The following is a 17,290-nucleotide window of genomic DNA, read 5'->3' on the forward strand; positions in this document are numbered from 1 at the left end:
GCCATGGCTATCAAGAAAGAATTGCCCGTTAAGCTGCACGTAAAATCGGGAGACACCGTAAAGGTGATTGCCGGTGATGAGCGCGGCAAAACCGGTGTCATCAAATCAGTGAACCGAGTGACCCAGCGCGTAATCGTTGATGGTCTTAACTTGGTGACTAAGCACAACAAGCCGAGCGCCAAGTCACCGCAGGGTGGCATTACCAAGATGGAGGCGCCTATGCACGTAAGCAATGTGCAGGCTGTTGATCCAAAAACTGGTGAGCGGGTCCGCAAAAGCGTATCGGCCACCAAACAGGCTTAATTAGCCCCTCGCATCATGGCCCGACTGAAAGATATATATCAAAAGGATGTGGTACCGGCTCTTCAGGAGAAATTCCAGTTTAAGAGCATCATGCAGGTACCACGTATCTCCAAAATTTGCATCAACCGCGGTATTGGCGCGGCTGTTGCTGATAAGAAACTGGTAGACAACGGTGTAGAAGAGCTAACGACTATCACTGGTCAGAAAGCTGTTCCTACAATTGCCAAACGTTCAGTTTCTAACTTTAAACTTCGTGAAGGCATGCCCATTGGCGCGAAAGTGACTTTGCGCGGTGAGCGAATGTACGAGTTTATGGACCGCCTGCTAACGGTAGCTTTGCCCCGCGTGCGTGACTTTAAAGGCATCAATGATAAAGGTTTTGATGGCCGTGGTAACTATACGCTAGGTATAAAAGAGCAGATCATCTTTCCTGAAATCTCTATTGATAAAATAAAGAGTATTTCGGGCATGGATATCACTTTTGTGACTACTGCCGAGAATGACGAGCAAAGCTACGAGTTGCTCAAAGCATTCGGTATGCCATTCGCTAACGCTAAGAAAGAAGCTTAATCTCCCGAATCTATGGCTAAAGAATCAATCAAAGCACGGGAGCGCAAGCGCATTGCCACCGTGGCCCGCTACGCTGAAAAGCGTAAGGCTTTGAAAGCTGCAGGCGACTACGAAGGTCTCGATAAGTTGCCTAAGAATGCCTCGCCAGTGCGTCTGCACAACCGGGACATGATTGACGGTCGCCCTCGCGGTTACATGCGTAAGTTTGGCATTAGCCGCGTACGCTTTCGCGAAATGGCCTTGGCCGGGAAAATTCCCGGCGTAACTAAGTCGAGTTGGTAAGTTTAACCTCTCGGTAACTTTGAATCCCGGGCTAAAGTCTATCTAGACTTTAGCCCGGGATTTTTTTGTTAGTATGATGTCTGTTAAAAATGAGTGATTCCCTTCTTAGATGTTTATCACTGATGATTCATCCAAGGGTAAGTGAACGCATAAGGCAAGTGCTTGTAACAAGTGCTCTATTGGTTAAACATGTTTAAAATGATTGCATAAGTTCCGATCCTTGACTACCTTTGCACTCCGAAAAGCTGGGAGAGATCCTAAACACTTTGGCAGGTTGCCGAAAGAAACCATTGGCTGTACCACCGCTGGACAAGCCAAGTAGTCTTAACCGAAATTTCGTTGGTCCCATTGAGGGGCCGGCGAAATTTTCTTATCTTTGCGGTCCGAAAAAAGCGGACGTACTTAGCACTCAATGAATACTGATCCAATCGCCGACTACCTGACTCGGGTGCGTAACGCCATTAAGGCAAATCACCGGGTGGTAGAAATTCCGGCCAGCAACATCAAGAAGGAAATCACGAAAGTGCTCTACCACAAAGGCTACATTCAGAGTTACCGCTTTGATGATACGGCAGTACAGGGTACGATTAAAATCGCGCTCAAATACAATCCTACTACTAAAGCTCCGGCAATTACCAAGCTCCAGCGTGTTTCGACACCAGGCCTGCGTCAATATGTTGCAGCTGATAACTTGCCGCGTGTACTCAGTGGTTTAGGCATCGCCATCATTTCGACTTCTAAAGGCGTGATGACGGAGAAAGAAGCAAAAACTGAGAATGTGGGTGGCGAGGTATTGTGCTTCGTATACTAATTCGGAACCTGCTTAGATAATAGAACTATGTCACGTATTGGTAAATTACCGATTGCTGTTCCCACTGGGGTCGACATTTCGGTTGATAAGGACAACGCAGTGACGGTAAAGGGCCCCAAAGGCTCGCTGACCACGCAAGTGGACCGCGATATTGCCGTTGCAGTTGAAGAAGGTACTCTCACCGTAACCCGTCCTACCGAGCAAAAGCGTCATAAAGCCATGCACGGCTTGTATCGTTCGCTCATTAACAACATGGTAGTTGGAGTTAGTAACGGCTTCACTAAGCAGTTGGAATTGGTAGGGGTAGGTTATAAGGCTACACTAGCTGGTACTACCTTAGAACTAGCGCTTGGTTATTCGCACAATGTGTATATCGCTTTGCCAAAAGAAGTAACAGCTACGGCAGTTACGGAAAAAGGTAAAAACCCGATTGTTACATTGACCAGCATTGATAACCAACTGCTAGGCCAGGTAGCCGCCAAGATTCGTTCGCTGCGTAAAGTTGAGCCATACAAAGGCAAAGGCGTACGCTTCGTGGGCGAGATTATCCGTCGCAAAGCTGGTAAAACAGCCTCTAAATAATTTTGCATCATGGCTTTTGATAAAGCAACCCGCAGAAAGCGGATCCAGCGCATCATCCGAACAAAGGTGTCTGGCACGTCCGAGCGGCCGCGGTTGTCGGTGTTCCGTAGTAATACGGGCATCTACGCTCAGATTATCGATGATACGGCTGGTCGCACTCTTGCTTCCGCCTCTTCGAAACAAGTGACTGCTGAAGGTGGTAACGGTGTGGCTCTGGCTGCTGCTGTTGGCCGGCAGTTGGCAGTGGTAGCTCAGGAAAAAGGTATTTCGAAAGTGGTGTTCGACCGTTCGGGTTACCTATACCATGGCCGCGTAAAATCATTGGCAGAAGGAGCCCGCGAAGGCGGCCTCAATTTCTAAATTATCATGGCGCAAGAACGCGACAACAATCGTCCTGGCGGAGATCGTCAGCGCAGCAACGACCGGGACCGCAACAAAGAAGCCAGCCGTATGGGCCCGGATTCCGACTTCAAAGAGAAGGTCGTTGCTATCAACCGTGTAGCAAAAGTGGTTAAGGGTGGCCGTCGTTTTAGCTTCTCCGCTATTGTGGTTGTAGGCGATGGTAATGGTACTGTAGGTTATGGTCTTGGCAAAGCCAACGAAGTAACTGATGCTATCGCAAAAGGTATCGATGATGCTAAAAAGAATTTAGTTAAAGTACCCATGTACAAACACACTGTGCCTCATGTAATGCAGGGTAAATACAGTGGTGGTTTTGTATTGGTACAGCCAGCTGCAGCCGGTACCGGTGTAATTGCTGGCGGTGCTATGCGTGCTGTATTCGAAAGCGCAGGTATAAAGGACGTTTTGGCTAAGTCAAAAGGATCATCAAATCCTCACAACGTTGTAAAAGCTACTTTTGATGCTCTGGCTAAAATGCGTGACCCATTGCAAATCGCTCAGGCACGTGGTATCTCCTTGTCTCGTGTTTTTAACGGTTAATTGACGATGGCACAAATTCAAGTAAAGCTCGTGCGCAGTGTCATTGACCGCCCTGAGCGCCAGAAGCGTACTGTAAAGTCGTTGGGTCTGGGTAAAATGAATAGCACTGTTCAGCACGAATTAAACCCTGCCATCCTTGGTATGGTCAAGAGCGTGCAGCATTTGGTGCAAGTAACCGAACTGTAGTCCTTTAAACGTTATGAATCTTAGCAATCTAAAACCTGCCGTTGGCTCTACAAAGAACCAAAAGAGGATTGGCCGGGGCGAAGGCTCTACCCGTGGTGGCACATCGACTCGTGGTCATAAGGGTGCAAAGTCACGTTCAGGCTATAAGCGTAAATCTGGTTTCGAAGGTGGTCAGATGCCGCTACAGCGCCGGGTGCCTAAATTTGGTTTTACAAACATTAATCGGATCGAGTACAAAGCCATTAATTTGGACGTATTGGCTTCGTTAGTTGAAGGTACGCAAGACAGTACTTTAGATGCTGCCTATTTTGTAGCAAGTGGGTTAGTATCTAAGAACGCAAAGATTAAGGTATTAGGACGCGGTGAAATCACCACGGCTCTAGAAGTTCATGCTCACGCTTTTTCTAAATCAGCTATTGAAGCTATTGAAAAGGCGGGCGGCAAAGCGGTAACGCTCTAAAGCTTAATTTAAGCAATGAATAAGTTTATCACTGCGATAAAGAACATTTTTGCGATTGAGGATTTGCGTACGCGAATCCTCAATACGCTTTTTTTCATTGCTATATATCGGCTGGGCTCTTATGTAGTACTTCCAGGAGTTGACCCTACCCGTTTGAAGACGGGTGCAGCTGGTTTATTTGGTATACTGGATACATTGCTTGGTGGAGCATTTAGTCATGCCTCTATTTTCGCGTTGGGTATAATGCCCTATATCTCTGCTAGTATTGTTTTGCAACTTCTTACAATTGCAGTACCTTATTTTCAGAAATTACAAAAAGAGGGTGAGTCAGGCCGTAAAAAGATAAACCAATATACTCGGATACTAACAATACCTATTGTTTTAGCTCAGTCTGTAGGTTTTATCGCCACTATTAACGCAGAGGCAATTACAAATCCAGGTACTTTTTTCACTGTTTCAACTATGCTCATCATTACGGCTGGAACGCTGTTTTGCATGTGGCTCGGTGAAAAGATTACAGATAAAGGAATCGGCAATGGTATCTCCATGATTATCATGATAGGTATTGTATCACGATTACCTGGTGCAATGATTGGTGAGGCAGCTGCTAAAGGAGTGAATAAATCGTTGATTTTTCTCCTTGAATTAGTCGTTCTCTTCTTAGTTGTAATGGCAGTAATTGTACTAACTCAAGCGGTACGCCGCATTGCAGTCCAGTATGCTAAACAAGTCGGCGGTACTACTCAACTTGATGCCCAACGTCAGTTCATACCGTTAAAAGTGAATGCTGCTGGCGTAATGCCAATCATATTTGCTCAGTCGTTGATGTTTGTCCCAGCAATTGCTGCTTCTGTTTGGCAAAACAAAAGCGATTTTGCAAGTTACATCGGAGTAAAATTTTCGGATTATACTTCGTGGCAATACAATTTGACATTTGGGATTCTAATTATCGTATTCACTTACTTCTATACGGCAATTAGTGTTAATCCTAATCAAATCGCTGATGACTTAAAGCGCAGTGGTGGATTTGTTCCTGGCGTCAAGCCTGGTCGTGATACCTCGGAATTCATAGATGAAATCTTGACCCGTATTACACTTCCAGGTGCAGTGGCACTTGCTGCCATAGCCATTTTTCCTGCCATCGCATTGCTAATGGGCGTTACTCGTCCGTTCTCAGCATTTTACGGTGGTACGTCGCTTATCATTATGGTTGGGGTAGTACTTGACACTGTTAATCAAGTGCAGAGCTATTTACTAATGCAGCATTACGATGGTATGATGAAGTCTGGTCGTGTACGTGGTCGATCGCAAAACGTAGCTTTAGCTTCGTAGGATCTTATCATGGCAAGCGCTAGCATTCAATATAAAACAGAAGAGGAGATTGATCTTATCCGAACCAGCGCTCATTTGTTGGCTAGGGCCCATGGTGAAGTTGCGACCTTAATAAAGGAAGGCGTAACTACATGTCAGTTAGATCAAAGAGCTGAGGAATTTATCCGAGATAATGGTGGAATACCTTCTTTCAAAGGATATAATAAGTTTCCGTTTAGCCTTTGCCTCTCACCTAATTCAGTAGTAGTCCATGGCTTTGCTACTGACGTCCCGCTGCAAAGTGGAGATATTATTTCTGTTGATTGTGGTGTTTTTCTGAATGGATACCACGCTGATAGTGCTTACACTTACCCAATAGGCGATGTGCATCCAGACGTGCTCCTATTGCTCAAGGAAACTAAGGCAAGCTTATATAAAGGAATTGAGAAAGCAGTAAGTGGTAATCGCGTCGGTGATATTAGCTACGCAATACAGAACCACGTAAGTCCTTTAGGCTACGGCGTGGTGCGCGAGTTAGTCGGACACGGCGTAGGAGCGAAATTGCATGAGAAACCAGAGGTGCCGAATTACGGTAAGCGGGGATCCGGCCCTATTCTCCAGACAGGTTTAGTATTGGCTATTGAGCCAATGGTAAATTTGGGGAGGAAGGACGTGGTGCAGGAAGCGGATGGCTGGACTATTCGCACAAAAGACCGTAAGCCTTCAGCGCACTTTGAGCATACAGTTGTTGTTAGAAAAGATAAGGCGGAGATTCTCACGTCTTTTGAATACATCGAAAAAGCATTGCAGTAGCCCCTTATGGCCAAACAAGCCTCTATTGAGCAGGACGGTACCATCCTCGAAGCCCTTTCCAACGCTATGTTTCGCGTGGAGTTGGAAAACGGTCACCAGCTAATTGCCCACATTTCGGGTAAGATGCGGATGCACTATATTAAAATTCTGCCTGGGGATAAAGTGAAGCTGGAAATGTCACCTTACGACTTGTCGAAGGGCCGAATTAAATACCGTTACAAATAACCTCGTCATGAAAGTCAAGACCTCGGTGAAAAAACGCAGCGTGGACTGTAAACTCGTCCGCCGCAATGGCAAGCTGTACGTCATCAACAAGAAGAACCCCCGCTACAAACAGCGTCAGGGTTAATCAACCTTTTTAGGAATCCCGGAGCCTTGGGTACTGACCATCATGATGGTCGCCTTCCAAGATGCTGCCGGGCTTCTGTCCGCAAACACATAATAAAACCACATGGCTCGTATCGCAGGGGTTGATATCCCGGACAACAAGCGCGGCGAAATCGCCCTGACTTATATTTTCGGCATTGGCCGGAGCAACTCCCAGAAAATTCTGGTGAAAGCAGGTGTTGACATCAATAAAAAAGTGAAGGACTGGACTGAAGAAGAGTCCGGTGCTATTCGCGCCATTATTGCTGCTGAGCATAAAACTGAGGGTGTGTTGCGTTCAGAGGTAACCACGAACATCAAGCGTTTGATGGATATTGGTTGCTACCGTGGTTTGCGCCACCGCAAAGGGCTGCCTGTGCGTGGCCAGCGCACTAAAAACAACTCACGTACCCGTAAGGGCAAGCGTAAGACCGTAGCCGGCAAGAAGAAGGCAACGAAATAAACATTAGTGGGAATCGGCGCTGGTGGCTACTGGTAATGTACTTAAGCTATCAAAACCAACACCTCCCACATTTTTCGCGATAACCAAATGGCACAAAAAAGAAAAGACAAAGCCAAGAAGCGCGTTGTCGTGGTGGAGCAGATTGGCCAAGTGCACATTCGTGCATCGTTCAACAACATCATTATCTCTATCACTAATAACAACGGGCAAGTAATTTCGTGGGCCTCGGCTGGCAAAATGGGCTTCCGCGGTTCAAAGAAGAACACGCCTTACGCCGCCCAAATGGCGATGAGCGATTGCGGTAAAGTTGCTCACGACTTGGGTATGCGTAAAGCCGAAGTATTCGTGAAGGGACCCGGTTCGGGCCGTGAATCGGCTATTCGCGCCTTGGGTAATGTGGGCATTGAAGTGACGACCATCCGCGACGTAACGCCGCTGCCGCACAACGGCTGCCGCCCGCCTAAGCGCCGTCGCGTCTGATTATTCACCTCTGATTTTATAACAACATGGCACGTTATACCGGCCCCACGTCCAAAATTGCCCGTCGCTTTGCCGAGCCGATTTTCGGCCCGGACAAGGCGCTCAATAAAAAGAATTACCCTCCGGGCCAGCACGGCCGCGGCCGCCGTAAGAAGCAGTCAGAATACGCTGTGCAGCTGATGGAGAAACAGAAAGTGAAGTATATGTACGGGATGCTCGAAAAGCAATTCGAGAACCTGTTTCATAAAGCAGCTAGCTTGCCTGGCATCACTGGCGACAACTTGCTGAGCTTGCTGGAGGCCCGCCTCGACAACACGGTTTACCGATTGGGCATTGCTTCGACTCGCCGTGCTGCACGCCAGTTGGTAGGTCACAAGCACATCACTGTAAACGGCGAAGTGGTTAACATTCCTTCTTACCACTTGCGTGCTGGCGACGTTGTTGCCGTGCGTGAGAAGTCGAAGTCGTTGGAAGCTATTGCTACGAGCCTTTCGGTTCGCAACTCGCGTCAGTTCTCGTGGCTGGAGTGGGATGGCAAGGAGTTGGCTGGCAAATTTGTGAATGCGCCTTCGCGCGAGCTGATTCCGGAGAAAATCACGGAGCAGCTCATCGTCGAACTGTATTCGAAGTAATCTGCATAGCGCCGATAGGGTGCGGCCCGGCAATTTGCCGGGCCGCATTCGTGCGTAATGCCTCCCTCATCTTTTTTTAGTTTTTAACGCCTCATCTATGTCAATCTTAGCTTTTCAGATGCCGGAGAAAGTAGTGATGGAGAAATCCGACGACTTCACCGGGACGTTTGAATTTAAACCGCTCGAGAAGGGCTACGGCGTGACCATTGGCAATGCGCTACGTCGCATTCTGCTGTCGTCGCTGGAAGGTTTTGCCATTACGTCGGTACGCACCAACAGCGTGCTGCACGAGTTCTCGACGATTGAGGGGGTGATTGAGGACATGTCCGAAATCATTCTGAATCTGAAAATGGTACGCTTCAAGAAAGTGAGCGATGCTATCCCGGATAAAATTACGGTGCGCGTGAAAGGCCAGGATACCTTTTCGGGCGCTGATATCAGCAAGTTTGCCAGTGGCTTTCAGGTACTGAACCCGGACCACGTGATTTGCCACGTTGACCCGAGCAAGGAGTTGGAGTTTGAGTTTACCATCAACCGTGGTCGTGGCTACGTACCGGCTGATGAAAACAAGCAGACTGACCAAGTATTTGGTCAGATTGCTATCGATGCTATTTACACGCCCATCAAAAACGTGAAATACAGCATTGAAAACACTCGTGTGGAGCAAAAGACTGATTACGAGAAACTTGTTCTCGAAATTCAGACCGACGGCTCTATCCACCCGGAGGAGGCGCTGAAGGGCGCGGCTAACATCCTGATTCAGCACTTCATGCTGTTTTCGGACAGCACGATGGCTACCGTAGGGGCCCGTGTGGTAGAAGATGAGCCCATCGACGAGGAAACCATGCAGATGCGCAAAATGCTGAAAACTCCGTTGGAAGACATGGAGCTCAGCGTGCGTGCTAAAAACTGCCTCAAAGCGGCCGACATCAAGACGATGGGTGAGCTGGTGACCTTGGAGATTGCCGACATGATGAAGTTCCGCAACTTCGGCAAGAAGAGCTTGACCGAGCTGGAAAACCTGGTAGAGGAGCGCGGCCTGGAGTTCGGTATGGACCTTGGCAAGTATCGCCTCGAAGAAGACTAGTAATGCTGTGGAGCAGTGCGACAGTGGGTAGCCACTGCGGTACTGCTCCACTTTTTTTGTTTTTCACATTTTCAACCAGTGCGCCCGAGGGGCAGCGGTTCTAATGAGGTTTTGACCCGCCGTGGTCGCTACCCGCAAGCGCACACTTACTTTTCAGTCCATGCGGCACGGAAAAAAGATTAACCATTTGGGCCGGACTACCGCCCACCGCCACGCAATGCTGTCGAACATGGCAACATCGCTCATCATGCACAAGCGCGTGACTACGACCGTCGCCAAGGCCAAGGCCCTGCGCCAGTACGTAGAGCCGCTGCTCACCAAGTCGAAAGAAGACACGACGCACTCGCGCCGCTTGGTGTTTGCTCAGTTGCAGGAGAAAGAGGCCATCAAGGAATTGTTCGGTGAAGTGGCAGGCAAAATTGCCAATCGCCCCGGCGGTTACACCCGCATTATCAAACTGAGTGCTTCGCGCCTCGGTGACAACGCCGATATGTGCGTGATTGAGTTGGTGGACTACAATGACACCCTGCTGGAAGCCAAAAACGCTACTGCTGAGAAAGCTACTACGACGCGCCGTTCGCGCCGCCGTTCGGGTGGTGCTACGCCGGCTACTGGTGACGCCGCTGTGACTTCGGCTACCGAAGTGACAGGTGAGGCCGTGGTTCCTAATGCTACTGTGCAGCAGTCGGCCCCGGAAGACACCCCCACCGAAACGGTGAAGGATGGCGAGAGCCGCGACGAAGCCAAGGCTGACGCGTAAGCTTTCGAAACCCAATAAAAAGAGGGATGCTCTGTAAGGGGCATCCCTTTTTTTATTGGGTTTTGGGCAAAAAAGCTCGTGGAATTTTTGCGGCAGCTCAACGGAATTTTCAGTGGATTGATGGGTAGCGGAGTGGGGGTAATGGCGGGGGAGGCGTGCTTTGAAGTATTCCATCACCCTTTGTACGTCCAAGCTGCTTTGCGTTATGAAACTCGTTCCACGCTTGCGTTGCACCTTGCTTTGGGTTACGCTGCTGCTGCTGGGGGCCCCAGGGGCCCGGGCGCAAGCTGCCAGGCCGGAGTCGGTATTTGATGGGGCCCCACTGGAAAGCATTGAGGTGAGAAAGGAAGCATCTGTGCTGCTTGACAAGGAGTTTTACACTAACCAGTTGTTTTTGCTGGGCGAGGCGCACGAGGTGCGGGGCCCCAGGACGTTGATTTTGCCCTGCTGAAGTACCTGAATGCCCGGGCAGGGGTGCGCACCTACGCGGCAGAAGTGGATTGCGCCAAGGCGTATGGGTGGGCTGCTGCCGCTGTTTATGAGCCGCCGGTACTGGCTGGGCCTGGCGTTACTGCCCCTGTTTTGCTGCTGAATGGCTGGTCCTACGTCTGCCTCTACGGGGCCCTGCTGGGGCATGGGGGGCCGCTGTCGGGGGCGCGGCTGGTGCTGGGGGCGGTGGTCCATGCCAAAAGCTACGGCCTAGCGGTGCTGCTCACGGGTAAGCGCTACTTCTAGGCCCAGCAAAAGGTGGCACAGCTGCGGCAGTCCCAGACCGAAAGCGAGCTGCGCCAACTGCGGGCCCAGATCGACTCGCACTTTCTGTTCAATAACCTCAACGTGCTGCGGGGCCTCATTCAGCACGACCCGGCTGAGGCCCACGCGTACCTGAACCGCTTTGCTAACCTCTACCGCTTCCTGATCCGGCACAAGGACGACGACTTTGTAACGCTGGCCGAGGAGCTGCAATTTGTGTACGAATACGTGTACCTGCTGCGTCACCGCTTCGGGGCGGCCTACGGGTTCCGGCAGGAGCTGCCCGCGGCGGCCGAGCTGCGTCGGCTGCTAGTGGTACGGTGCAGCCGCTGGTCGAAAACGCAATTAAGCACAACGCCGGTGACGACGACGACGCGCTCGTTGTCACCATCGGGGCCGCCGCTGGGGCCCTTGCTGTGGCCCACCCGCGCCGGCCCAAGTACCACGCGGCCGTGGACTCGCTGGGCACGGGGTTGGCCAACCTGCGCGAGCGGTACCGGCTGCTAGCCGGTCAGGAAATTGCCATGACGGCCACCGCCGCCACCTTTGCCGTGGCCGTGCCGCTGGTGGCGCTGGCTCCGGGGCCCCCAAGCCCGTTGTGCGATGAACATTTTGATTTTGGAAGACGAGGAGCTGGCCGCCAAACTGTGGATTTCCTGGCCCGCGCCGGGCTGGCGCCGCCGGCCCCGCCCGTGCTGCGCAGCGTGGCCAAGGCCCTGGCCTGGCTGGAAACGCACCCCATGCCGGACCTGATTTTCTCCGACATCGAGCTGCTCGACGGCAACGTGTTTGCGCTGTACGAGCAGTTTCGGGTGACGTGCCCGGTCATTTTCACCACCGCCTACGACCAGTTTCTGCTGCCCGCGTTCCGGGGCAACGGCATTGCCTACTTGCTCAAGCCTTTCGACTACGCCCAATTTCGCGAAGCCCTGGACAAGTACCAGTTGCTGGCCGGGGGCCCCGCGGCCGGCGCCGGGGCCCTCGCGCTGGGGCCCGAGGTACTGCGCGTGCTGGTCCAGGCCCTGCACCCGCCGCCGGGGCCCCAGGACAAGCAGCGGTTTTCGGTTCGGATGCGCAACGGCCTCTACGTGCTGCCGGAGGCCAATGTGGCCTACGTGCAGGCCGACGCGGGTGTGGCCTTCGCCGTAGACGCGGCCGGCGCACGCTACCCGCTGGCCGGCACCCTGGCCGAGGTGGAGCGCCAGCTCGACCCCGCTCACTTCGGCCGCCTCAACCGCTCCGAGCTGGTGAACATTGCCTTCGTGGGGTGCGTGGAAGCCTACTTCAACAACCGGCTGGTGGTGCAGCTGCGCACCCAGCCCGCGGCGGTGCTCACCACCAGCGCCGCCCAAACGCCCGAGTTCCGGCGCTGGTTGGAAGGGTAGGGGCCCGGCGCGTATTATTTTACCGTGTTTTGCTGGACGGCGGCGGGTGCTAAAAAACGGAATGAGTACCTTGCCGCCACAACGCGCCGCGGCGGGCATTGGGGCCGCCGGGGTGCGCTTTTGAAAATTTCCTCCCCAACCAAACCTCATTTTCAATGAGCATCATTTCGCAAATTCACGCCCGCCAGATTTTTGATTCGCGCGGCAACCCCACCATCGAAGTGGACGTGACCACCGACAGCGGGGCCACCGGCCGCGCCGCTGTGCCCAGCGGGGCTAGCACGGGCGTGCACGAGGCCGTGGAGCTGCGCGACGGCGACAAGGCCATGTACCAGGGCAAGGGCGTGCTCAAGGCGGTTGAAAACGTGAATACCACCATCGCCGAAGAGCTGGTGGGCTTCTCGGTGTACGAGCAGGGACTGATCGACAAAATCATGCGTGAGCTCGACGGCACCCCCAACAAGGGCAACCTCGGGGCCAACGCCATCCTGGGCGTGAGCCTGGCCGCGGCCCGCGCCGCCGCCCAGGACGCCGGCATGCCGCTCTACCGCTACGTGGGCGGCGTGGGCGCCACCACGCTGCCCGTGCCGATGATGAACATCCTGAACGGCGGCTCGCACGCCGACAACAAGATTGATTTCCAGGAATTCATGGTGATGCCCGTGGGCGCTAGCTCGTTCAGCGAGGCGCTGCGCTGGGGCACCGACATCTTCCACACCCTGAAAACGGTGCTGAAGAAGAAGGGCTACAGCACCAACGTGGGTGACGAAGGCGGCTTTGCCCCCGACATCCAGAGCAACGAGGAGGCCATCCAGATTGTGCTGCAAGCCATCGAGCAGGCCGGCTACAAGCCCGGCGAGCAGGTGATGATTGCCCTCGACCCCGCCGCGTCGGAGTTCTTCTCGGACGGCCACTACCACTTCAAAAAGAGCACCGGCGACAAGCTGACGCCCGAGCAGATGGTGAGCTATTGGGTGGACTGGACCAAGAAGTACCCCATCATCAGCATCGAAGACGGCCTGGCCGAGGACGATTGGGCGGGTTGGAAAAGCATCACCGACCAGGTGGGCAAGGACATCCAGCTCGTGGGCGACGACTTGTTCGTAACCAACGTGGAGCGCCTGCAGCGCGGCATCGACGAGCACATCGCCAACGCCATCCTCATCAAAGTCAACCAGATCGGTACCCTCACCGAAACGATTGACGCCGTGAACCTGGGCCGCCGCAACGGCTACAAGTCCATCATGAGCCACCGCTCGGGCGAAACCGAGGACTCGACCATCGCCGACCTGGCTGTGGCCCTGAACACCGGCCAGATCAAAACCGGCTCGGCCTCGCGCTCCGACCGCATGGCCAAGTACAACCAATTGCTGCGCATCGAGGAAGAGCTGGGCGAAGTTGCCTACTTCCCCGGCCGCAAGATGTAGGGCGGCGCGGGCGGGGTAAGTCCGCGCCCGTGAACGTTTTACCAACTGAAAAAGCCCCCGCTGTGCCAAACAGCGGGGGCTTTTGCGTAGCTTTAGGGGCCCCTAAACGGCGAACGACCGATGACAATACCCCGATTCCTGGTGCCGGTGCTGCGCGTGGTGCGCAGCTTTTACTTCCTCGTGGGCGGGGCCTTTCTGGTGTGGATGCTGGTGTTCGACGCCAACGACCTGGGCAAGCAGTTCGACATTTACCGCAAGTACCAGGACCTGCTCGGCGAGAAGCAGTACTACCTCGACAACATCAAAACGGTGAAGGAAGACCGCGCCGAGCTGATGAGCAGCCCCGCGCTACTGGAGAAATTTGCCCGCGAAAAATACCTGATGAAGCGCCCCGGCGAAGACCTATTCATTATGGTGCCCGAGGACGCCGACGGCAAGTGAGCAGGGCCCCCGGGGCCCTGTTTGGCCTGTTGGCCTGGGCCGCGGCCGGCCTGGGGGCCCCCGCGGCGCGGCCCCCGCAGGCCTACCTGGCCCGGCAATTTCTGTTGAAAGCCCTGGCCGGCCGGCCCCGCGCCGCGCACGCCGCGCTAGCGGCCGGGGCGGCGCTCACGGCCCCGCAGGCGGCGGCCCAGGTGGCGGCGCTGCGGGCGCAGGCCCGGCGCTGGGGCCCCGCCATCGAGCTCTACAAGCTGGGCTGGCGCCTGCCCGAGGGGCAGCCGGCGCTGCTGTTCTACCAGTTCCGGTTTGCCGCCGACTCGGCCCGTCCGGGGCCCCACGCGGTGCTCGACGTCACGTTTCGGGACTCGCTGGCCACCCGGCCGCTGGGGTTTGGGGTGGTGGTGCGGCGCTTGGGAAATTAATAAAAAAACTTTGTTCTATATTGTGGGGCCCGCGCGTCAACCAGCGGCGGCCACTGCCCCATGCGTTTTTTCGTGCTGCTTAGCTGGTTGGGGTGGGCCGGGCTGCTGGCGGGACCGGCCGGGGCCCACCCGGGGCCCCCAGCCGACACGCTGTTCCTAAAAGCCGTCAACGACGGGCCCTGGAACCACTACTTCGCCTACTGCCTCGACGACTGCGCCCGGCCTAACAACGGGGCCGAAGCGGCGGCGCTGTGGGCCGCCGGGCGGTTTCGGGGGATGCCGCCGGGGCGCGTGTTCCAGGTGGGCTACACCCAGGACCGGCTGTGGCTGCGGGCCACCGTGGTGAACACCCTGCCCCAGCGCACCCGCTTCGTGTGGAGCCTGTACACGTTTGTGGACAGTGCCACGCTATATGTGCAGCCCGGCGGGCGGGGGGCGCCGCGCTTCGTGGCGGCCACCAGTGGGCGGGTGGTGGCCACGCAGCGCGGGTTTCCGGCGCGGGCCAGCTGCTTGCCGTTTTGGCTGGAGGCCCACGCCCAGGCCGTGGTGTACCTGCGCGTGGACAGCCACACCGGGGCCCTGTACCTGCCCACCGACCTCACGACGGCCGAGGACTACCTGGCCTACGAATCGGGGTTTTTCATGACCAAGAACTGGGTGTGGCTGCTGGGCGTGTACCTGAGCAGCGCCCTGTTCAACCTCATCCTATATGCGTTTCTGCGCGACCGCATCCACCTCTGGTACGGGGCCTACGTGTTCTTCAGCACCTGGTTTTTGCTGATGGAAGACGGCATCGATGCCTGGCTGCTGCCGCCGTGGGCCTACGGGCTGGGCTGGCGGCTGGGGCAATACAGCGTGCTGCTGCTGGCCCTGGCCTGTGGGCTGCGCATCATGGGGCTGTTTGTGCGGCTGCGGCAGGGCTGGCCGCGCCTGTACCGCTTCAGCGCGGGGCTGAGCGTGGGCGCTGCTGCGTGCGCTGGGGCCTACGCCGTGCTATTTGGGCCGGTGCTGGCGCAGGGCCCCGGGGGCCTGGCCTGGCTGAACGGCACCCGCGAGGCGTTGCTGTGGGCGCTGCTGGCCGCGGGCGTGGGGGTGCTGGCCGTGGTGGGCGTGCGGGGGCGGCCGCCCCAGCGGCGGCTGGCGGCGCTCTACGGCCTCACCTACGCTTGCTTTTTTGCGGGCTGCGCCAACTTTTTGCTGAACCGCTCGGGCCTCACCAACATCCACCTCGCCAACCCCAACGCCCTGGCCTGGGGCCTGGCCCTGGAGCTGCTCGCCCTCAGCGCCCTGCTCACGGGCCGCTTCCGCCACACCCTGCGCCAGAACGCCGAGCTGCGCGTGCGCCAGCTGCGCGAGCGGGCGGTGGCCGGCCAGCGCCTCATCGGGGCCCAGGAGGAGGAGCGCGCCGCCCTGGCCCGCGAGCTGCACGACGCCCTGGCCCCCGGCCTCACCGCCCTGCACCTGGCCTGGCAGGGGCGGCTGGTGCGCCAGGCCCTGGCCCAGGGGCCCCCGCTGCTGGCCGAGGCCCACGCCCACACCGAGGCCCTGCTGCGCCAGCTGCGCCACGACGTGCGCACCCTCAGCCACGTGCTGCTGCCCATTCCGGCCGATGAGCTGCCGCCCCTGCCCGCCGCCCTGGCCCTGCTCGTCGAAACCCTGGCCCTGACCGACGACGGCCCCCGCGTGACGGCCCAGTGCGATGCCGACGCCGACGGCCTGCCCGCGCCCCTGGCCCAGGCCGCCTACCGCATTGTGGCTGAGCTGCTGCACAACGCCCTGCGCCACGCCCAGGCCAGCTACGTGCGAGTGGGCGTGCGCTGCCACCACACCGGCCTGCGCATCACCGTGGCCGACGACGGCCGGGGCTTCGACCCCCACGGCCCGGCCCTGGTGGGCCGCGGCGGCCTGGGCCTGCGCGGCGTGCAGGCCCGCGCCGGCTACTTGCGCGGCCAGGTACTAATCAGCAGCCAGCCCGGCCAGGGCACGGTCGTCACCGTCGAGCTGCCGGTGTTTTAGCGCCAAGCTGGGCCTTGGGAAATCAATAATCCTGGCCTTTATTGCTGATTATTACCCTTTTCCTGCCTATGATCTGTCGCTTACTGCTCGTGGACGACCACCCGGCCCTGACCCGGGGCCTGGCCGCGCTGTTCAACCAAGAGCCGGACCTGGCGGTGCACGGGCAGTTTGCCACCGGCGGGGCCCTGCTGGCGTTTCTGGAAGGGGCCCCCGCGCTGCCGGCCGACGTGCTGCTGCTGGACCTGCACCTGCCGCCGCCCCACGACGGCCTAGACCTGCTGCCGCGCCTGCGCCGCCAGTGGCCGGGGCTGCGGGTGCTGGTGTTCAGCAGCGCCATTTCGCCCGGGCTGGTGGCGCAGGCCCGGGCGGCCGGGGCCCAAGGCTTCCTCGATAAATCGGCCGAGGCCCCCGATTTGCTGGCCGCCATCCGGGCCGTACACGCGGGGCAGCAGGTGTTTCCGGCCCGCCCGGGGCCCCGGGCCGCCGCCCCCCAGCCTGCCGCCGAGGCCCTGCTGCGCCTCCACCAGCTCTCCACGCGCGAGCGCGAAATCATCGGTCTCGTCTGCGCCGGCCTGCCCAGCCGGGCCATTGCCGCCCGCCTCTCGCTGGCTGAGGCCACCGTGGCCACCCACCGCCGCAACCTGATGCAGAAGCTAGGCCTGCACGGCGTGGCCGAGCTGGTGCGCTTCGCCCACGAGCACGGCCTGTAGGCAGCGGCCCGGGGCCCCAAAAATTACCCATAAGTAGGTATTGCTAGAACCTTAATTCAGGGGAAACTTTGTGTAGTGCATAGTTTTAACC

General features: G+C 56.4%; 27 protein-coding genes. All 27 read left to right on the top strand.

Features of this window, described 5'->3' with window-relative positions; genetic code table 11:
• The first annotated feature begins 3 nt into the window (after positions 1–3).
• The 27 genes from rplX to EAH73_RS05045 all read left to right on the top strand — a co-directional run bounded on the left by rplX (position 4) and on the right by EAH73_RS05045 (position 17,199).
• Positions 4–303 carry a 50S ribosomal protein L24 gene (rplX, locus tag EAH73_RS04920; RefSeq protein ID WP_140465391.1) on the top strand — a complete coding sequence of 100 codons (300 nt, stop codon included), beginning with the start codon at positions 4–6 and terminating at the stop codon, positions 301–303.
• 15 nt (positions 304–318) lie between these two features.
• Positions 319–873: a 50S ribosomal protein L5 gene (rplE, locus tag EAH73_RS04925; protein ID WP_140465392.1), complete on the top strand. Its 555-nt coding sequence runs from the start codon at positions 319–321 to the stop codon at positions 871–873.
• 12 nt (positions 874–885) lie between these two features.
• Positions 886–1,155, top strand: coding sequence for a 30S ribosomal protein S14 (gene rpsN, locus EAH73_RS04930; protein WP_035567891.1), 270 nt, complete (start codon positions 886–888; stop codon positions 1,153–1,155).
• 412 nt (positions 1,156–1,567) lie between these two features.
• On the top strand, positions 1,568–1,966 hold the full coding sequence (gene rpsH, locus EAH73_RS04935) for a 30S ribosomal protein S8 (RefSeq protein WP_140465393.1): 399 nt from the start codon (positions 1,568–1,570) through the stop codon (positions 1,964–1,966).
• Positions 1,967–1,993: 27 nt separating this feature from the next.
• A complete protein-coding gene (gene rplF, locus EAH73_RS04940; protein ID WP_140465394.1) occupies positions 1,994–2,548 on the top strand; it encodes a 50S ribosomal protein L6 in 555 nt (184 codons plus the stop codon).
• A gap of 9 nt (positions 2,549–2,557) precedes the next feature.
• Positions 2,558–2,908, top strand: coding sequence for a 50S ribosomal protein L18 (rplR, locus tag EAH73_RS04945; protein WP_140465395.1), 351 nt, complete (start codon positions 2,558–2,560; stop codon positions 2,906–2,908).
• A gap of 6 nt (positions 2,909–2,914) precedes the next feature.
• Positions 2,915–3,490, top strand: coding sequence for a 30S ribosomal protein S5 (rpsE, locus tag EAH73_RS04950; protein ID WP_380266650.1), 576 nt, complete (start codon positions 2,915–2,917; stop codon positions 3,488–3,490).
• A 6-nt stretch (positions 3,491–3,496) separates the two neighbouring features.
• Positions 3,497–3,676 carry a 50S ribosomal protein L30 gene (rpmD, locus tag EAH73_RS04955; protein WP_140465396.1) on the top strand — a complete coding sequence of 60 codons (180 nt, stop codon included), beginning with the start codon at positions 3,497–3,499 and terminating at the stop codon, positions 3,674–3,676.
• 13 nt (positions 3,677–3,689) lie between these two features.
• Entirely contained in the window at positions 3,690–4,136 is a 447-nt protein-coding gene (gene rplO / locus EAH73_RS04960; RefSeq protein WP_140465397.1) for a 50S ribosomal protein L15, read from the top strand.
• A 15-nt stretch (positions 4,137–4,151) separates the two neighbouring features.
• The gene (gene secY, locus EAH73_RS04965; protein WP_140465398.1) at positions 4,152–5,468 is read left to right on the top strand and encodes a preprotein translocase subunit SecY; all 1,317 of its coding nucleotides are present in this window, start codon (positions 4,152–4,154) and stop codon (positions 5,466–5,468) included.
• Between the two features lie 9 nt (positions 5,469–5,477).
• Positions 5,478–6,260 (top strand): type I methionyl aminopeptidase, encoded by a 783-nt coding sequence (map, locus tag EAH73_RS04970; RefSeq protein ID WP_140465399.1) that lies wholly within the window; start codon positions 5,478–5,480, stop codon positions 6,258–6,260.
• Between the two features lie 6 nt (positions 6,261–6,266).
• A complete protein-coding gene (gene infA / locus EAH73_RS04975) occupies positions 6,267–6,485 on the top strand; it encodes a translation initiation factor IF-1 (protein ID WP_035567874.1) in 219 nt (72 codons plus the stop codon).
• A gap of 7 nt (positions 6,486–6,492) precedes the next feature.
• Complete coding sequence (gene rpmJ / locus EAH73_RS04980) at positions 6,493–6,609, top strand: 50S ribosomal protein L36 (RefSeq protein ID WP_044016053.1); 117 nt, start codon at positions 6,493–6,495, stop codon at positions 6,607–6,609.
• Between the two features lie 102 nt (positions 6,610–6,711).
• The gene (gene rpsM, locus EAH73_RS04985; protein WP_068236362.1) at positions 6,712–7,089 is read left to right on the top strand and encodes a 30S ribosomal protein S13; all 378 of its coding nucleotides are present in this window, start codon (positions 6,712–6,714) and stop codon (positions 7,087–7,089) included.
• Positions 7,090–7,176: 87 nt separating this feature from the next.
• A complete protein-coding gene (gene rpsK / locus EAH73_RS04990; RefSeq protein ID WP_140465400.1) occupies positions 7,177–7,569 on the top strand; it encodes a 30S ribosomal protein S11 in 393 nt (130 codons plus the stop codon).
• A 26-nt stretch (positions 7,570–7,595) separates the two neighbouring features.
• Positions 7,596–8,201, top strand: a complete 606-nt coding sequence (gene rpsD / locus EAH73_RS04995) for a 30S ribosomal protein S4 (protein ID WP_140465401.1) — start codon at positions 7,596–7,598, stop codon at positions 8,199–8,201.
• Positions 8,202–8,298: 97 nt separating this feature from the next.
• Positions 8,299–9,288, top strand: a complete 990-nt coding sequence (locus EAH73_RS05000; RefSeq protein ID WP_140465402.1) for a DNA-directed RNA polymerase subunit alpha — start codon at positions 8,299–8,301, stop codon at positions 9,286–9,288.
• 160 nt (positions 9,289–9,448) lie between these two features.
• The gene (gene rplQ, locus EAH73_RS05005) at positions 9,449–10,048 is read left to right on the top strand and encodes a 50S ribosomal protein L17 (RefSeq protein ID WP_140465403.1); all 600 of its coding nucleotides are present in this window, start codon (positions 9,449–9,451) and stop codon (positions 10,046–10,048) included.
• Between the two features lie 205 nt (positions 10,049–10,253).
• Positions 10,254–10,499, top strand: a complete 246-nt coding sequence (locus EAH73_RS05010; RefSeq protein ID WP_140465404.1) for a hypothetical protein — start codon at positions 10,254–10,256, stop codon at positions 10,497–10,499.
• A gap of 131 nt (positions 10,500–10,630) precedes the next feature.
• Entirely contained in the window at positions 10,631–10,783 is a 153-nt protein-coding gene (locus EAH73_RS22990; protein ID WP_161599453.1) for a hypothetical protein, read from the top strand.
• Positions 10,784–10,795: 12 nt separating this feature from the next.
• The gene (locus EAH73_RS05015) at positions 10,796–11,308 is read left to right on the top strand and encodes a histidine kinase (protein ID WP_140465405.1); all 513 of its coding nucleotides are present in this window, start codon (positions 10,796–10,798) and stop codon (positions 11,306–11,308) included.
• Positions 11,218–12,186, top strand: coding sequence for a LytR/AlgR family response regulator transcription factor (locus EAH73_RS05020; RefSeq protein ID WP_140465406.1), 969 nt, complete (start codon positions 11,218–11,220; stop codon positions 12,184–12,186). The genes EAH73_RS05015 and EAH73_RS05020 overlap by 91 nt, the downstream gene beginning before the upstream one ends.
• A gap of 155 nt (positions 12,187–12,341) precedes the next feature.
• Complete coding sequence (eno, locus tag EAH73_RS05025) at positions 12,342–13,613, top strand: phosphopyruvate hydratase (RefSeq protein ID WP_140465407.1); 1,272 nt, start codon at positions 12,342–12,344, stop codon at positions 13,611–13,613.
• A 120-nt stretch (positions 13,614–13,733) separates the two neighbouring features.
• Positions 13,734–14,054, top strand: a complete 321-nt coding sequence (locus EAH73_RS05030; protein ID WP_140465408.1) for an FtsB family cell division protein — start codon at positions 13,734–13,736, stop codon at positions 14,052–14,054.
• Positions 14,051–14,473 (top strand): hypothetical protein, encoded by a 423-nt coding sequence (locus EAH73_RS05035; protein ID WP_140465409.1) that lies wholly within the window; start codon positions 14,051–14,053, stop codon positions 14,471–14,473. The genes EAH73_RS05030 and EAH73_RS05035 overlap by 4 nt, the downstream gene beginning before the upstream one ends.
• Before the next feature lie 60 nt (positions 14,474–14,533).
• On the top strand, positions 14,534–16,489 hold the full coding sequence (locus tag EAH73_RS05040; RefSeq protein WP_140465410.1) for an ATP-binding protein: 1,956 nt from the start codon (positions 14,534–14,536) through the stop codon (positions 16,487–16,489).
• Between the two features lie 68 nt (positions 16,490–16,557).
• Entirely contained in the window at positions 16,558–17,199 is a 642-nt protein-coding gene (locus tag EAH73_RS05045) for a response regulator (protein ID WP_140465411.1), read from the top strand.
• Positions 17,200–17,290 lie beyond the last annotated feature (91 nt).

The sequence above is a fragment of the Hymenobacter nivis genome, from assembly GCF_006439025.1.
GTDB lineage: Bacteria > Bacteroidota > Bacteroidia > Cytophagales > Hymenobacteraceae > Hymenobacter > Hymenobacter nivis_A.

Coding starts and splice junctions, on each gene's coding strand:
- rplX (WP_140465391.1), top strand. CDS start 4: ATGGCTATCAAGAAAGAATTGCCCGTTAAGCTGCACGTAAAATCGGGA.
- rplE (WP_140465392.1), top strand. CDS start 319: ATGGCCCGACTGAAAGATATATATCAAAAGGATGTGGTACCGGCTCTT.
- rpsN (WP_035567891.1), top strand. CDS start 886: ATGGCTAAAGAATCAATCAAAGCACGGGAGCGCAAGCGCATTGCCACC.
- rpsH (WP_140465393.1), top strand. CDS start 1,568: ATGAATACTGATCCAATCGCCGACTACCTGACTCGGGTGCGTAACGCC.
- rplF (WP_140465394.1), top strand. CDS start 1,994: ATGTCACGTATTGGTAAATTACCGATTGCTGTTCCCACTGGGGTCGAC.
- rplR (WP_140465395.1), top strand. CDS start 2,558: ATGGCTTTTGATAAAGCAACCCGCAGAAAGCGGATCCAGCGCATCATC.
- rpsE (WP_380266650.1), top strand. CDS start 2,915: ATGGCGCAAGAACGCGACAACAATCGTCCTGGCGGAGATCGTCAGCGC.
- rpmD (WP_140465396.1), top strand. CDS start 3,497: ATGGCACAAATTCAAGTAAAGCTCGTGCGCAGTGTCATTGACCGCCCT.
- rplO (WP_140465397.1), top strand. CDS start 3,690: ATGAATCTTAGCAATCTAAAACCTGCCGTTGGCTCTACAAAGAACCAA.
- secY (WP_140465398.1), top strand. CDS start 4,152: ATGAATAAGTTTATCACTGCGATAAAGAACATTTTTGCGATTGAGGAT.
- map (WP_140465399.1), top strand. CDS start 5,478: ATGGCAAGCGCTAGCATTCAATATAAAACAGAAGAGGAGATTGATCTT.
- infA (WP_035567874.1), top strand. CDS start 6,267: ATGGCCAAACAAGCCTCTATTGAGCAGGACGGTACCATCCTCGAAGCC.
- rpmJ (WP_044016053.1), top strand. CDS start 6,493: ATGAAAGTCAAGACCTCGGTGAAAAAACGCAGCGTGGACTGTAAACTC.
- rpsM (WP_068236362.1), top strand. CDS start 6,712: ATGGCTCGTATCGCAGGGGTTGATATCCCGGACAACAAGCGCGGCGAA.
- rpsK (WP_140465400.1), top strand. CDS start 7,177: ATGGCACAAAAAAGAAAAGACAAAGCCAAGAAGCGCGTTGTCGTGGTG.
- rpsD (WP_140465401.1), top strand. CDS start 7,596: ATGGCACGTTATACCGGCCCCACGTCCAAAATTGCCCGTCGCTTTGCC.
- EAH73_RS05000 (WP_140465402.1), top strand. CDS start 8,299: ATGTCAATCTTAGCTTTTCAGATGCCGGAGAAAGTAGTGATGGAGAAA.
- rplQ (WP_140465403.1), top strand. CDS start 9,449: ATGCGGCACGGAAAAAAGATTAACCATTTGGGCCGGACTACCGCCCAC.
- EAH73_RS05010 (WP_140465404.1), top strand. CDS start 10,254: ATGAAACTCGTTCCACGCTTGCGTTGCACCTTGCTTTGGGTTACGCTG.
- eno (WP_140465407.1), top strand. CDS start 12,342: ATGAGCATCATTTCGCAAATTCACGCCCGCCAGATTTTTGATTCGCGC.
- EAH73_RS05030 (WP_140465408.1), top strand. CDS start 13,734: ATGACAATACCCCGATTCCTGGTGCCGGTGCTGCGCGTGGTGCGCAGC.
- EAH73_RS05040 (WP_140465410.1), top strand. CDS start 14,534: ATGCGTTTTTTCGTGCTGCTTAGCTGGTTGGGGTGGGCCGGGCTGCTG.
- EAH73_RS05045 (WP_140465411.1), top strand. CDS start 16,558: ATGATCTGTCGCTTACTGCTCGTGGACGACCACCCGGCCCTGACCCGG.